Here is a 16,184-nt window from a genome sequence, read left to right on the forward strand (position 1 = left end):
TAAAAAGTTAAAATTCAGAGACTAATAACGACTAAGATAGGAAAGTTGGAATGCACCGTAACGACCATCGGTTCGTCCATCGAAGATGAGTCCGACCCCAGTCAGCTCATCTTTCGGAGAAATCGTATTGCTATTCACGCCCGCAGTCTGATCGTCGAGGTCGACTTGATATTCGGCTCCCCCCTCCGGCTTAAAATAGCCAGTGACGGTCCCCCTATTGGTTTCATCATCCCACTCAAGTACCAGACGTAGGCGCCCCACTCTCGCCTCATTCACATCGTAGTCATCGACAACATTGCCGCCGTCATTAATCACTGTGGCACCGGGCCCTTCCCAAAACTCAAAATCTCCACTGGAGCGCAAAGCGAACGTCCCCCACGAATCGATAAAGTAAGAGCCTTGCAAAGGGTCTGATGAAGTAAACCCGATCCCTAAAAAGGTGTCATTCTCAACGATCGTCGCAGTGAGCTCATAATACCCAGTCCGAAAACGACATGCCAGCATCGCGCCGCCACGCGTGTTTGTTCGCCCATCCGCATACATAAAATTCGAACCATCCATACCACCCACTAGCCATGGTAAACCCGATTTATCTTCATACGTTCGACTCAGCAATACATCCGAAGCCCCGTCGAACTGGTGATCAAAAAGAACTTTCTGCCCATTTACGCAGGTCGCTAATAGAAGCAGGATATAAATAAAAAAAGGGGTATTCTTCATATAGCAGTGGGATTCAATACACGCTTGAAAAGCGGATCATGAACTATTGGGACGCTTCCCGGTGAAAACAATATGCAGAGAAATCAGGAAAGCTCAGATTATTATAGAATAATTATTGTAGAATGATATTTCGCCCATTTAGGTCAAGGTCATTCGAAATAAAATCACCCCGAAAACACATGAAAACTAGTAGCCCGAAAAATCCGACACATACACTTGAGGCAGCACCTTCGAACTGACAGGAATCAGCGGCGTCAGCCTCGCTAAGGGCCCTGAGCTCTTAGCGAGGCTGACGAATGATCGCGGTAGACTCAAACCAGGGGATCTTCGATGGGAAACATCTCCCTGAGCTTTTCGGGTAAGGAATTAATAAGGCTCCGGATACACACGCATGTGGATCGATTTGACATCGCCTTCATCGGAAGCGCGCCAATAATGAACGAGCTCGATTTCATTGCTTTCACCGAAGCGTATCCACGGGGTCACATTCAATTGAAAACGATCCGCAGTAATTCGATGGTAGCGACGCACAAAATGTCCGTTCACCATAAAGCCCACCAAACCGCGGGCATCGGCATCCAGATAAATCTGCGGCGTATCCATTCCTTCAAAGCTCGCAGGCACGTCCACCTTACGTTTGAAGAGCTCCACACCTGAATATTTAGCAGGCAGTTCAATCGCCCCCTCCCAGTCGAGTGAATTCGAGCTCACTCGCCATTCACCAGCCAAATCAATCGAAACTGCTGGTGCCGGCCAAAGCCACAGCCATGCATTGCCACGCACACCGCAGAGCGTGCTGTCTGCCTGAATCACAACCGCCAGCTCATGCGTGCTGCCAGGCTTGAACGCATCACTAGTGAAGCCATCCATACCGTATTGCTTCTTATTGTGAATGCTCTTTCCATCGAGAAAGATCTCGCCCTCACCAACAAAATAAGAACCAGACTTCGATTCCAAGGTCAGCGTCACATCGCCCGACCAGTCTTCAGGAAGGGTGAATTCTTTCCGTAAAACGATGGTCTTAGGCTCGGGCCATTCGGCAGTCTTCCATGCGCTTAATTTTTTAATTGGCCAATCGGAAATTTCGACTCCTTTGGCCGTAAAACCACTGACGTGCTCACCGGATTCCAGCACGTGATAGGCCCAGCCATCAGTTAGATCCATCATATTGTCAAAGCTCACATTCGCCGCTGGCAAATCCTCACCACGTTTGGTGCCACGCCACCAGTTACGCTGCAGTGTAAACCAGTCAGCGGGTGCATTCTCGATCTGGCCACGAGGGGTCATAAAGACACGAGTTTGTTCCGGTTCCAGTGAAACATCGATTCCCCCATAGGTGAAACTCACAGTGCTTTCATCCACCATATCAAGGCACCAGGCAGGTGTTCTATCACGCAGTTGTAGTTTCCCGTCAATTGCCTTAGATTCATTCGTATTCCACAACACCCAGAAGTCGTAGAGCCCGTTATTGGAAAGGTAATGGCTCACAAGCACACCGTCATCCTCAGCTTCCCAAGCAAATGGATGCGAGGCCACATCCCGCCATTCCATCAACTGAACCAGAAGATTAGTCAGCGCGTCATCGCCGCCTTCCGGCAAAGCATGCAGACTTTCAAAACTGCGTTGTGCCGGCTCCAGACGATCCCGAATCTTTGTCGAACTAAACTTGCACCCCACCTGAACAATATAGCCCTTGCCCAATGGACGTATCCCCATTGCGACACTACCGTCATCCCATAAGAGAACATCCTGAGACTCCTCCGCAATTTTACGTAGATGTAAGCCGTTGGCACGAACACCTTCCCAATCACCGGAAAGAACGTCCTGCCCCGGAGATAATGTTAGTTTACCTGACTCGAGCACACGCCCATCTGCGGCCATGCTGTCGACTTTCTCGACACGGTATCCAGTCAATCGCTCGATCGGCCATGCGTCCGCCTCACTCGTGCTATGACGTCCAGTCTGCACGTAAGTTATAAAAGTGCCGCCCTCTCGAACATATTCCTCAATCTCGTCTACCATCGTCTCACTCATAATCGAGGTATTCGAATCGATGATCACCCGATAGGCTGCCGCATCACCATCAGAAAAAGAAGATTCACTCAAAGCATCACTCGGATAATAATCCCGTAAGTAGCCGCGCGCATTCCAAGACCAGTAACCTGATGAAAGCAGCTTGTTAGGGTCCAAGACCCAAGGAAAGCCATTCAGACGTGTGCTCTCTGAAGAATAGAGCCCCGCGACTTCGGCCTTCTCGGAATGATACTTCCCGATCAATTCAAACAGGTTTAAATTATCCTTCAAATGCTGACGAATCTCCGGATCCCACATAAGGGATCCAATATGGATAAAGTAATCGATAGCCTGCACACCTTCGCTCATCCACAGGCCTTGAAAAGATTTGAAGCGCTTCAAATCCTTAGCCGGGCCACCTGGCTCCAAAGAGAATGGAAGATCAGCACCTCGCATCAACGCTGGTAACATATCTGCATAGAATGCCGACATATACCCCGTATTATGGAAGTTGGAACCATATTCACGAGACAGTTCCTTAACATCATCAAAATAGGCATCTGGTGCCATTTGAACAATCTGACGATTTGGAAAGACCTTGCGAATGGTTTCATAACCTTGTCCGACTTCTTCTTTTCGTAACCAACAATGCCACATGGCAAAATCATACCACTGAATATTGCGGCCTTTTTCAAAGAAAGGATAGCCCTGTGGCGCGTCTTCAGAAAGATACACGCGGTAGGAAAGTTTCCCTTTCGGCAAACGGAGTGCCAGCAGATTATCACCTGCTTTCAATTGCTCGCTGACTTCCACGGCTGTCCAGTGAGGTTGCATCAATTCCAGCACCGACTCATCGACTAAGGTATCATTGACATAGGCCTGAAAGGTGTCGTTGGAGGCTAAATTCATATCCCACACGTAGAGCCAAACTTGCTCGCGTGCATCGAGCCAGTCTTGAGAGAGTTCGAAATGACGACGCATCACCCCTGGTCGACTAGGAGTTAACAAGTTCTGATCATCACCCGGAGTGTGCATCGACGACCAACTGGAGTCATCCAAATTCGAACGAAACCACTCCGCGGGAGCAGGCTCAGAATCAAGTTTCTTCACCCAATAGCGCTCATTATAATACAATAAGTCATCTTTCCCTTGATGTTGTGGGGCCAATGTTTCATAGGAAATCTTCCACTCACCTGTCAGGTCAAAGGCGTGTTCGCCCCAACCAGCAAAGGATGCAATCTCTGGCACACGAACTGTTGTCCAATCACTAAAATCAGTGTCCCAAGCGCGATTTAAGGCATTCAGATCCGTGTAAATGGTTTGTAGATAGGCCTGATATCCGGCATCAGCGACTGGCCCATACTCGAGAAAAATAGAGTGAGCGAGATTCTTCAACTCGCCGTGCGGCTCAAGAACAGTCACTACGTTCTCACGATCTTGGAACCTGCGAAGCACCGCCTCGACGAGATCAAACTGGACCTGATTGGCCTCATCGGCTGCCCAGGAAGTAGTGCCACGCGTGCCAAAATACGGTGAACCAATCCGCATATAGCTACCACCAAATTGCGGCATAGGCTGCATTTCTTGATCTCGATAGCGGTTCATCAACCAAGGGGCCTCACTGCCTGCAGCCACGGTAATACTAAACCCGTAGGGCAAACCACGTTCTTCAGCCAGAGGTAAGCTCCACTCCCACCACATAGAGTCGTCGAGTCCACCGGCCGTATCCATCGAATGCGGTCCATTAAAAGGAAGCAGACCGACATGGCCCATTTCTTCCGCAAACTCAAACTCTTGCAAGAAATCATAGCTGCCTCCACCCTGCGCTTGGATGTAATCTTTAGGCGCGCCATACCATGGCTTGAAGTGCGAGCGAAAGCCCCACTTGTCCCAACGATCCAGATACATGGGAACTTTTGTTTCAGTCGAGAAAGACCAGTCCGACCAATCTCCCTCCATCAGCCCAGCGATCGCTACGCCACGCTGCTCAGCGGAAAGGATGCGCACGAGATTTTCTTTACGCGCTGTGACAATATAACCTTGGCCTTCCGCATGAAAGACCTGAATAGCCTGTCCATTGAAATCATGTGCTTCAACGGTGACTTGAGGAAGTAGACCGAGATCAGAAAGATACTTCGCCTGCAGCAATTCCGCCTTCTCGGGAGACTCACATTCAATGGTCAGCAAGTTCGCGCCGCTGGCAAGCATGCCATCCGTTCCAGATACGGTTCCATAACCGCGCAGCTCCTTCGCTGGGAAATTTTCACGAACTGTAACAGAAAGCTTTGAAACCGTCTCATCATTGCAACCGCCCAGAGCCAGCGCGCTCACAGCGCACAGTAAAAAAGTAAAAAAGGTGGATTTTATCATTTGTATTGTTCTTTGAGGGATAAACTAGTTTGAACATTGAAGCATCTCAGAGTGATTCAACTGCCAGTCCACCAGACCAAGCTGACGTAAATCCTGAATAGCGCCCTCAACTTGCCCAGGTTTGTAAACTTTATTAATATCCACTTTAGCGTCATTAAAAGGCGAAGCCCCAGAACTGCCCACGAAGTTAACTTCCGTGCCAGTCGGCTTGACTGAAAACTCCGGGATATAGAAATAATTGGATACCAAGTTAATTGAAGGAGAGGTTCCTTCGATTATAATTCCCGGCGATGGATTACTCTTATGCTGGTAAAACTGACTCGCCACGAAATTCACTTCCCCGACGTAATTACGTATGTGGATAAAGCGGTCAGCTTTGACAAAGCCCAATGTCAACCGCCCCGCAACGTCACCAGCTTTTCCAGTGAGCACAATCGCTTCGGGCGGTGCTTGTTCTTCATAAAAATCACTTGCGACAAAAGACTGACTGTCTTCCACGAATATACTGTGCTTCGTCAAAGTTGCTAATCGAGTCATCACCCCAAGAAAACCGCCGCGGCTTTCACCACGCACCCAAAACGTGCCCTCATAACCAACCGTCTGCAGAATTGTCGCAGCTCCTGAATCAATAAACTGAAGGTTCCCCTCTGTATTGTGTAAGATAACAGTGTCATGTGCTGCCAATCCCTCTAACCTAATCCCAAGCTGAAAAGGAAGTTCCAAATACTTACCAGTTACATAGACGGTATCATAAATCACACGTGATCCTGACTCAGACGGAAGCTGACGAATATCCGCACCTTTTCCATCGAATACACCAATTTTATAAGTGCGCACCCGCCAACCTTCATCGCGGTCCTCTTTTCGTATCTCAAGCGCAGTACGTTTGATGCGGAAGGTATCCAAGCGCAAGGAGCCTCCGGCAGAGACGACAATCGCATCCGAGTCTGGATCGCCATCAAAATAAATTTCACTATAGACCGTCCCTCCACCGAAAGAATAATCACGACCTTCCAAGCGTAAGCTACGTGTCACGCGATATTTCCCATGTGGCAAATAAACCTGAGCATGTTTACCATGAGCTTTGGCCGCTGCTATCGCGGCCTCGATGGCAGCAGTGTCATCCGCCTGACCATCACCAAGCGCACCGAACTCTTCGACGACATCAAAATAGCGCGTTGGCACTTGAACCGAACGAGGCATAAATTCCATGTCGGCATGCAAGCTGAGCGGAGAGGCGTCCAAGAGCTCGGTTGTCACATAGCTATCAGAGTCCGATAAAAACAACCGCTCCACGCCTACAATCGAATTGGCCGCATGAACTATTTGTTGTCCACGCTTAGCGTTTATTGCGGCGTTCTTTTGTTCTGCATTCTCAAAACGGTTATCAAATAGGAGCATCGGAGCACCGGACGCTTTGATCGCGGACGCATCCTGCCAATCTACAACAAGGCAATTTTCAACCGTAAACGGCGATACAGAATTAATAAACTCCAGAAAAGTCCCCGAACCCACCGAAACCGTGCGGCGGATGCTGCTGGAGTGCTCGGGGTTGGCAAACACATCCAATTCATTATTCTCGAAGCGACTGTTACGGACATAAAAATTACCATTCACACACTCCACGCCCATGCGCGTATTGTCACGAAAGGTGCATCCATCGAAGGTAAAATTGTAGTCGTTAAATTTGTTGAAAGTGATGCCAGTGCCACAGTTTTCAAAAACCATATACTGAAATGTGGTCTCCGCACTCGCGCCTCCCAGGGTGTCATCCAAGTCGCCAAAGAGAATTCCATATTCAGTGAAATTTCGCATGGTAATGAATTCATGATACAAATGCGTTTCAAAGAGCATTTTTTCCGGCAGACGGTTATCATGATACATGCCGACCCGAGCCTTGTGACCACCGTCGAAGACCAGACCTTCCATTCGATAATGCAAGACGCCACGCATGCGGAGCATAACCGCACCTGGTTTACCATCATACTTCAAAACCGTATCCGCACCATGTCCATAGATCCCGATCCCCATCAGGCGTTTCTCGCGCGGATTCCCCTCCTGAGCCTTCATGAGTAGCAACTCGCGCGTAATGCGATATTCGCCAGGGGGAAAATACAGCACGCTACCAGGGCGCATGGCAGTCAATAGTGTTTGCAATGCATCGGTATCATCGGTCTCACCATCGCCAATCGCACCATGTTCCAAAACATTGACCCAGTCACTAGCAGGCACCCAATCAATGACGGGGATTTGAGCACGACCATGAAGCATCAATGAAGTTGCCATGAAAAGTAACAGGTAGTAACAAAAGTAAACAGGTGCTCTTGGGATAGAGATCGACATATTAATGGGCATTGAGGGCAACAGGCACAGAACCGTGATGGTTCAAACAAAAGGATGAACAACACTGTAAAAAAGCATGGCCTGCCTAAGCAGACCATGCTGTGTAAATCATAGGAAAGATATTATAGCTAATCAGCCTACCTTCAGCCAACTAGACAAGAATCCTAAAATAAAAAGAACTTATCGACGGCGACGCATCGAAACCAACCCGAATGCCAGTAGACCACCAACGAACGCAAAGCTGGAAGGCTCAGGAATCGAAGTTAGCGTTAGATACTGGTAGGAATTACCTTGATCTGTGCGCCCATCAAACTGCAGGATAATCCCAGTTAAATCAGAACCGACGCTAATGGAGTTACCATTGACGCCCACTGTCTGATCATCCAAATCCACTTGAATTTCAGAACCACCATCAGCTGTAAAGTAACCAGTAATCGTCCCTACATTCGTTGTATCATTCCAGTCTAGAACCATGCGTAAAGTACCTGTAATCGGATTTGTATTAGAGCCGCTGTAATCATCCCCGAGGTTGCCACCATCATTCGCATTATTATTTGCAATTCCTTCCCAGAACTCAAAATCTCCACTAGCCCGAAGTCCGATAGTTGCCCAAGATTCTGAGAAATAGCTACCAGCGACAGGATTTGAGGAGGTAAAACCAATACCAGAGAAGCCACTATCCACAGTAAGCCCCACCGATAACTCATATACACCCGTAGTAAAAGCATATGCAAGAGCTGCACCGCCTCTGGTACTTACATCTCCATCGGCATAAATGAAATTAGGCCCATCGCCAGAAGAGCCGCCCACAGACCAAGTCGCAGTGCCGCCATCAACAGTCGTGCCGTTCAATGCATCGGTCTCTTCACCGGCATAGTCGGTAAAGTCGTGATCAAAAATAGTTGTCTGCGCATTCGAAGCGGTCAACGCGTATAGTGTCAGTCCTAGAATTGAGATATGTTTCATACTAATGGTATTGTTTGGGTTGGGTATATATTACAAAGCTATCGACGACGAACCGTGACGAGTCCAAGCGCCAGGAGGCCACCGAGAAACGCGAAGCTAGAGGGCTCAGGAATGGCGGTCAGAGTGAAGGTTTCATAGCTCCCCCCTGCAGATGTAAACCCAACACCAAGCAAATCAGCACCGGGTGAAATTGTATTACCATTAATTCCTCCTGTATTAGAATCCAGATCAATCTGAATTTCAGAGCCTCCATCAGGAGTATAATAACCGACAATAGAGCCAGTATTGGTTGTATCGTCCCAATCCAGAATCATACGTAATGTTCCGTCTGTTTGACCATTAATTCCATAGGACGCAAGCGTACCCCCATCGTTTCCACCACCAGTCCCTAGTCCCTCGAAGAATTCAAACTCACCAGTAGATCCACCCCGAAGCCCAAATGAAGCAACTTGTTGCGAGTAATAGGAATTCGTAGGAACGGTCGCAGAAACTGAGAATCCAATAGTGCTCAAACTACCTGCATTAAGTGTAGCCGTAAGCTCATAGACCCCCGTGGTAAAGGTATAAGCCAACATAGCACTTCCGCGAGTGACATCGCCATTCGCATAAATGTAAGGAGCTTCCTCAGGGTCTTTACCTGTAAAACCTGCCACAGACCAAGTGGCACTGCCGCCATCGACAGTCGTGCCGCCTAGGCCATCTGTAGCCCCACCCGCATAATCGGTAAAGTCGTGATCGAAAATAATCGTCTGGGCATTGACCAAAGTTGCCGCAAATAATGTAAGTCCAAGAATTGGTATAGTTTTCATAATATTATTAGGTTGAGTTGTAGGTTTGAAGAAAAGTAAACGACAAGAAGCTATTTCAGATGACCTCTCACAATTGCTGGAGGACGCGGTTCATCAGGTTCCTCCATAAGCGCTTCGAGCTCGGAAAACATGACTTCAACGATTTCCTGTGAATCGTATTCAATGAGATTCAGACGGTTCGCCCAGTCATAGAGCGTATCGCTGCCTTTGTTCGACTGTGACACAATCTTCACATCTTTGCCGACAGCAGCGCCAAGATGTTCCATTTCCGCACAGACTCCGCGGGCAAGCATATCGTCTTTTATAATTAATGCTTCTGGCAGGCGACCGGCATTCTTTTCATAGAGGGATAACATCATCGCCCGCCCTTCGGCTTCATAGCGATCCGGTGATACGAAATCCGGACCAGGAAGACACTGCACCCAATCGGGATTAATAACAACGCCCTTAGCACGCGCAACCCGCTCAAAGACTTCTTGATGGAGCGGCAAGGTACCCAGCAGACCAACCGAACGAGCTCCCCTAGCTTCCATGGCTCTAAAGGACTGTTCCATAAAATCCTCCATGTCTAAGTCGATCAAACCATAGCCAGAGGTACTTTGACTCAAGACAACCATCGGAACTCCATACGAACGAAGTAACCGATCCTGCTTTGGATTCCGTATGTTCGCGGCAATAATACCATCGAGACGCCCACTTGAAAGTGCATCTTCCAAATCCTGATGAATGTAATCATCTTCATCGCGACCGAGTAGGGGCGTATTCAAATAGAAGGAAAAAGCCTCGTTATGCCGCAACGCCCGCTGCTCACATGCCTGCATCAATAATCGATAAAAAGGCGAACTACCCGCCCCAAAAATATTGCGCCCGAAAACCAAACCGATCCGTTTTTGATCGATCCTCGAGGAGACATAAATCCCACTTCCCCGCTTGCGACGGATTAGGCCCATCTCCTCCAAGCGCCCCAAACTCCTGTCAATCGTCGAAACCGTCACTCCAAACATCTTCGACAACTCAACAATCGTCGGCAACTTCATGCCCGCCCCATACTCGCGTGCCATAATCGCGATTTGTTCAACAATCTGCGTCTGCTTGCGAGAAGCTTTGGCCTGAGGTGCACTGGAATGAGGTGATGGCATAGAAAGAAGTCTTACAACGTAGTAATCATATAATAGCTAAATTATTGTAGAATAATTATTGTAGAATCAATTTGAGTATGCTCTAAGTCAAGAATATTTAACAAAAGCCACATGACAGTCGCCAGCCCTAAACCCAAGCCACTCGCCAGTCTCACTGCATTCGAGCAAAAGCAACTGCACAGAGCTGTTGCTCAAGCACGGAAAGATTACGACCGAGCCAATCACATGCTGCGCACACCTTTCGCAAGCCCCGGTTACCACACAACCTACAAGGGGGAAACCGTCCACGAAACACGACAATCACTGAAATTCGCAGTGGCACTACTGGACACGGGGCGCCCAGAAGACCTAAGTGATGCGATCGACATCTTGAATCAAGTAATCTCCCTGCAGGATCAAGATTCGAATAGCGAAACCTATGGAATCTGGCCTTGGTTTCTGGAAGAATCAATTCAAGAAATGGCTCCACCGGACTGGAACTGGGCAGATTTCTGCGGCACGCAACTGGTAGAAGCGCGACTGACGCACGCGGATCGTTTGCCGACCGAAGTTTTAGCCCGCATAGATGAGTCAATCCGACACGCCGCCAACTCCATCCAAAAGCGAAATGTCCCGATTAACTACACAAATATTGTGGTGATGGGTAGCTTCGTGGTACTCATGGCCGGAGAGATTCTTCAGGACAATAAATTTACCCGCTATGCCACAGAGCGCCTGAAAGAATTCCACAGCTTCACCATCAAACAAGGAACTTTCGCCGAATACAATAGCCCCCCTTACACTAACGTCACCTTAAACGAGCTGCGCCGCCTACAGCGTTATACTCAAAGCCCAGAACTGAAAGAACGGATCGACACACTCTACACCTTGGCGTGGCAAGAGATCGCCGAGTTTTACCACCCGCAGACTGGACAGTGGTCAGGGCCCCACAGCCGATGCTATGAAACATTACTAACACCTCAAATTGAAGGTAATATCCATCGGGCCCTGGGGATGGAGAATCCGGATGAAGTCCCAAGCTTGGAACAACACCGACTATCACACCGTTGCCCGGACTCACTCCGACACTACTTTACTCAGAACAGTCAGTCCCTCCAAGAGCCACGCACCCTAACGAAAATATTTTCTCAAGATCCCCCAAGGATTGTGGGCACTACTTATCTAGAACCGGCATTCTCACTTGGTAGCGTCAATTACAGCGACTTGTTCAATCAACGCCGCTCGCTCCTTGCCTATTGGGGCGATACTAAACAGGTCCGCTCGCTCCGTATGCGCTTCCTACATGATGACTACGACTTCACGGCCATGCAGTTTTATTCAGCACAAAACCTTGGCAATATTCTAGCAGGCATCGGCTTTGCGACCGACGGCGGCGACAGGCACCCTTACTTCGACCGCCTGACGGACGGACAGTTTGAAGCCAGTGATTTGCGATTACGCTTTGAAGCCGAGGGAGTGAGAATTGATCACACTAAAGCAAGCCAAGTCAATTGCGAAGAAGGCTATGGCATCTTTGAGTTAGATGGCCTTTATTTATCGCTCCAAATGATTGAGGCATATTTCGGGAAACACCGGGGACAAATGGAAATCACCCAAACTAGCGACCGATACATAATTGACATCGTATTTTATTCCGGCCCACGCAAGACCTTCTCTTTTCCCGAGCATGGCCACAAACAACAAGTCGCCATCGCATTTAATGCCTCCTTATCGAGCACCCCAGACACATCCGCCCCAACTACTGCCTCAGTCTGCTACGATAGCAGTGGCTGGACTCAATATACATGGAATGCGCTTGAAATCGAAGTGAAAACGACACCAGCGTCTTTGGAATACATGAAAAGAAGCGTCGAATAATTCGTAATCCCCGAATCCCCCAAACGATGAATTACCCCCACCTCACACACGCATCAAAACGAAAAGCATTCACCCTGATCGAACTGCTTATAGTCCTCACTATTATCGTCATTTTGGCATCTCTTCTACTCCCCGCAATGAGTCAAGGACGCGCAGCAGCTAATAATTCGAAGTGCCTGAACAACTTACGGAGCCTGGGCATCGCCTCTAAGCTTTACACGATGGAGGATTCGCGCCAAACGAATCCGAGCATGACCACCTGGCACGATGAACTCCTTCGCTATCTGGAGTATCCGGAGGACGTCACCACGTTAATCGACCTACAAAAACTACCTCCGGAAACAGCACAAAACATGGCTCTCTGGTGCCCAGCCTTGAATTTCAATGAGGCTGATTCAATTGTGCAAAGGGACAGAAGTTGTTATGGCATCAATATGAGCTACTTTGCGTCTGGCCACAACAACAATCCGGATAAACGGATAACGGCATTTGATGTTGGCGCAGATGCTGCGGAAATTATCGCGTTCCTCGACGCCACCAGCCGAAATGTCTTCCATTCAACGCCTTCCCGCATCGGCACAGGACGACACGGCGATAACGTCAATGTAGTTTTCGTAGATGGTCACGTCGAAAGTGTCCCTTACAACGGAACAGAGACTGAACTCGACCCGGAGTGGCGTAAAATGTTCGACGGGCCCAATCGATAACCCTCTCAACTCATCCCCAAACAAAAAAGCAAATATGTTATTCGGCACCAGCTACTATCCCGAAATCACCAACGAAAACGAATGGGCGCAAGACCTTAAGAATATGCGAACAGCCTGCCTGGACACGCTGCGCATACTCGAATTCGCCTGGAGTGCAATCGAACCCCGTGAGGGCCACTACCAATTCGACTGGCTGGATCGCTTTATGGATCTCGCACACTCGATGGAATTCAAAGTCATCATTGGCACACCAACAGCTACACCTCCGCCTTGGCTGACGACGCAGTATCCAGAAATCATGATCGTCAGTCGCGACGGTGTGTCGCACAAACCCGGTGGACGACGTGACGCGGACATCTGCAACGAAATTTACCAGCACTACTGCGTCGAAATCGCCAAAGTTCTCGCTGAACGCTACGGACAACACCCTGCCGTGATTGGCTGGCAAATTGACAACGAACTCATGGGCCCCGAAGCCGCCCCACCAGAAAGTCACAGCCGCTCCGCGACCTTTCGGTTCCGCCAATACCTCAAGCGGATACACGGTGATCTCGCCACCTTGAATCAACGCTGGGGGACCCGTTTTTGGAGCCAGGAATACAGCGATTGGGGCGAGATTGGGATCCCCGCCAACAAGCGCGCCACCATGGGGCAAGTGCTAGACCACTCGCGCTTTTTCAGCGAAAGCATTCGCCACTTCATCCAATTACAATATGAAGTCATTCGACCGATAGTCGCCTCAGCTCACTGGGTATCCACCAACTCCACTGGAGTTTTCAACAGCGGCATGGACCATCAAGACTGGGCAACCACTCTCGATACCGTCGGCTGGGATTCATATTTCTCAGAAACCTTTGGTAGTAATGCGCTGGTCCACGACCTCTTCCGCACGGCCAAACATCAACCCTTCTGGATCTTTGAAACAAATTCACTGCCAGAGCCAATCAAACCAGCCTTCTGGGCCGAAATGCTCGCGCACGGCGCCCAGGGCATCATCATGTGGCATTGGCGCAACCACCCGGCTAACGCAGAAAACGAGACGCAAACATTCTGCGACTGGGGCGGCACACCGGATCCGAGGCGCGTTGCGTTCATGCAGGATATTGCAGCACGTGCGGAATTCAAAAGTCCGATCCCTCAAAACTTCCCACGCGCAAAAGCAGCAATTCTTTACTGTCCGGATTGCACCCGCACCGCGCTCACACCCGACCCCTACATACACAGCCGAAGAGAAATCGCATACCAGGAGCGCCTATTGACGCCCTACCAAGTCCTCTCCCGTCTCGGCATCGCGGTCGACGTCATTCAACCGGGCACCTCCCTCGAAGCTTATGATCTCCTCGTCATGCCCTCCGCGCAGCTCCTTTCACTCGAGATGGCAGAGGCCATTCGCGACTTTGTGAGCCAAGGCGGAACCCTACTGGGTGTCGCCAAAACAATGCATAAAGATCAGTGGGGACATAATTACAATACGCCCGGCGAACCGCTGACTGATGTGCTTGGCTTTACCATGGCGCGCAACCGGACTTTACCCAGTGAAAGCGAACGCATTCAAGCGCAGCTGGGCGAAGTCATTATCGACTGCGATCCTTTTGTGGAAATGGTCACCGCCACGACGGCTCAAGTCGAAGCCAGCTTTGTGAACGGCCCCGCCCAAGGGCAGCCTGCCAGCTTGATTCATCGCTATGAAAAAGGAACGGTGTACTACGCAGCCGCCAATTCGGAGGCTCTAATCACTGACCTCGCCCAAAAGGCTGCACGAAACGCGCAAATTGACACCTACGAATCCCCGCACAAGCGAGCAGCCATTTACCCGGATCCACAAGGTGACTGCGTGTGGTTGTTCAATCACTCATCGGATACAATCCAAATCACCGAAACTCATATCCCCTCAGGCGAATATATTCAACTCACCCCGGATGAAGCGGAACGACTAAAATAGGAAAACGGCAGAATCCACATCCCCCACTAAGAACATGATTCAACCTAAAAAGACACTCAGTTTAGCACTTCTTCTCTGTACACAATTCTTGTGCGCAGCCGACTTCAGCCAATTGCAGTTGCACAACTCGGGGCGTGGCGGAAGCAACACCCCACACGGGCTCGCACGCTTCGATAGCGAAGTGCTGGCACACGCTCCGGATACCGTCATCATTTTCTTTGGCATGAATGACTCCATTAATGACAAAGCTTCCGTGCCATTGGATAAATTCCGGGCAAATCTCACAGAAATGGTGAGACGCTCCAAGGCAAATGACATCGCTCCTTTTCTCGTCACCGTCCACCCGATCATCGCCGAGCCTCTTTATGAGCGCCACCCAGACAAGCTCCAAAGCTTCTACCTCGATCGCGGCGGCGCCAATGCAATCATCGATCGCTATAACCCCGTTATCCGAGAGGTCGCCCAAGAAACCAACACGCCGCTCATCGATTTTGCAGTGGCCGCAGCTGAACACTTGAAAGACCCACAGGCTGCGCCGATCGTGGTCCCGGACGGCGTCCACTTGGCTCCTGCCGGCAAAAAACTATTGGGCGACACCATCGCATCTGCCCTGGCCAGCTATACCCCCCAACCTAAAAAAGTAGTCTGTTTTGGAGACAGCATCACACGCCTGGGATATGACACAGAGCTCTACCTGGCATTAGACCCGGACCGCTTCCAAGCATATACAACCTCAATCCCATCGGCCAAAGCACATCCGGACCTAGAGCCCCCGACTAAACTCTTTGATGGCAAATACGAAAACATCAGCCTGGACAGTATCGAATACCGTGGTGACGTCGACGTGTTGGTAGACTTAGACAAGACTTCCATGATTCATCAAATCGAAGTGGTTTACTTCAGTGCGAAAAATTACACCCTTTCAGAAATCAACCTGTATGCGGGGCTTCAGGAAAATAAAATGACACTCATAGAGTCCTTCCCCGTCGTCCCGCAGAAAGAAGAGAGAAAAGCCCGAACAGCGACCTTTCAGTTGAATAAAGAGCTCCGCTATTTCAAAATTCACTGTAAACGAGCAGAAAGCTCAGCACGCGTCCTGATTAGCGAAATTATGATAAATGGGAAGGACCATAACTCTAGCGAATGGTAGCTCCAACAGGATTGAACCCTCAAATAATAGGATAAATACTTGTTGAGGGGATATCCTTCCAGGCGTATGCAGTTTTGATTCGATACAGATATAATCTATTCGCAGCATCCGCGTAGCGGTTCTCTGATTTACAGGCAGAGCTAATATTGGCATGACATTCAGCTATTA

General features: G+C 49.4%; 10 protein-coding genes and 1 pseudogene. 5 read left to right on the forward strand and 6 right to left on the reverse strand.

The window, feature by feature from the left end; translation table 11 throughout:
• Window positions 1–21: 21 nt before the first annotated feature.
• The 6 genes from SH580_RS03510 to SH580_RS03535 form a co-directional block, all read right to left on the reverse strand.
• Entirely contained in the window at window positions 22–720 is a 699-nt protein-coding gene (locus SH580_RS03510) for a hypothetical protein (protein WP_319833629.1), read from the reverse strand.
• A 366-nt stretch (window positions 721–1,086) separates the two neighbouring features.
• Window positions 1,087–5,103, reverse strand: a complete 4,017-nt coding sequence (locus SH580_RS03515; protein WP_319833630.1) for a type 1 glutamine amidotransferase family protein — start codon at window positions 5,101–5,103, stop codon at window positions 1,087–1,089.
• 24 nt (window positions 5,104–5,127) lie between these two features.
• Window positions 5,128–7,389 (reverse strand): right-handed parallel beta-helix repeat-containing protein, encoded by a 2,262-nt coding sequence (locus SH580_RS03520; RefSeq protein ID WP_319833631.1) that lies wholly within the window; start codon window positions 7,387–7,389, stop codon window positions 5,128–5,130.
• A gap of 237 nt (window positions 7,390–7,626) precedes the next feature.
• A complete protein-coding gene (locus SH580_RS03525; protein ID WP_319833632.1) occupies window positions 7,627–8,412 on the reverse strand; it encodes a hypothetical protein in 786 nt (261 codons plus the stop codon).
• A 38-nt stretch (window positions 8,413–8,450) separates the two neighbouring features.
• Window positions 8,451–9,221, reverse strand: coding sequence for a hypothetical protein (locus SH580_RS03530; protein ID WP_319833633.1), 771 nt, complete (start codon window positions 9,219–9,221; stop codon window positions 8,451–8,453).
• A 50-nt stretch (window positions 9,222–9,271) separates the two neighbouring features.
• Window positions 9,272–10,360, reverse strand: a complete 1,089-nt coding sequence (locus tag SH580_RS03535) for a GntR family transcriptional regulator (protein ID WP_319833634.1) — start codon at window positions 10,358–10,360, stop codon at window positions 9,272–9,274.
• Between the two features lie 111 nt (window positions 10,361–10,471).
• On the opposite strand from SH580_RS03535, the gene SH580_RS03540 reads away from it, so the two are divergent.
• From SH580_RS03540 to SH580_RS03555, 5 genes and pseudogenes are all read left to right on the forward strand, one after another.
• The gene (locus SH580_RS03540; RefSeq protein ID WP_319833635.1) at window positions 10,472–12,217 is read left to right on the forward strand and encodes a DUF8769 domain-containing protein; all 1,746 of its coding nucleotides are present in this window, start codon (window positions 10,472–10,474) and stop codon (window positions 12,215–12,217) included.
• A gap of 26 nt (window positions 12,218–12,243) precedes the next feature.
• Window positions 12,244–12,342: pseudogene (locus SH580_RS22120) on the forward strand (prepilin-type N-terminal cleavage/methylation domain-containing protein); the annotation flags it as partial.
• 12 nt (window positions 12,343–12,354) lie between these two features.
• Complete coding sequence (locus SH580_RS03545) at window positions 12,355–12,924, forward strand: hypothetical protein (RefSeq protein WP_319833636.1); 570 nt, start codon at window positions 12,355–12,357, stop codon at window positions 12,922–12,924.
• A 34-nt stretch (window positions 12,925–12,958) separates the two neighbouring features.
• Window positions 12,959–14,866: a beta-galactosidase gene (locus SH580_RS03550; RefSeq protein ID WP_319833637.1), complete on the forward strand. Its 1,908-nt coding sequence runs from the start codon at window positions 12,959–12,961 to the stop codon at window positions 14,864–14,866.
• A gap of 34 nt (window positions 14,867–14,900) precedes the next feature.
• Window positions 14,901–16,016: an SGNH/GDSL hydrolase family protein gene (locus tag SH580_RS03555; RefSeq protein WP_319833638.1), complete on the forward strand. Its 1,116-nt coding sequence runs from the start codon at window positions 14,901–14,903 to the stop codon at window positions 16,014–16,016.
• The last annotated feature ends 168 nt before the right edge of the window (window positions 16,017–16,184 follow it).

Source organism: Coraliomargarita algicola (assembly GCF_033878955.1).
Taxonomy (GTDB): Bacteria; Verrucomicrobiota; Verrucomicrobiia; order Opitutales; family Coraliomargaritaceae; genus Thalassobacterium; species Thalassobacterium algicola.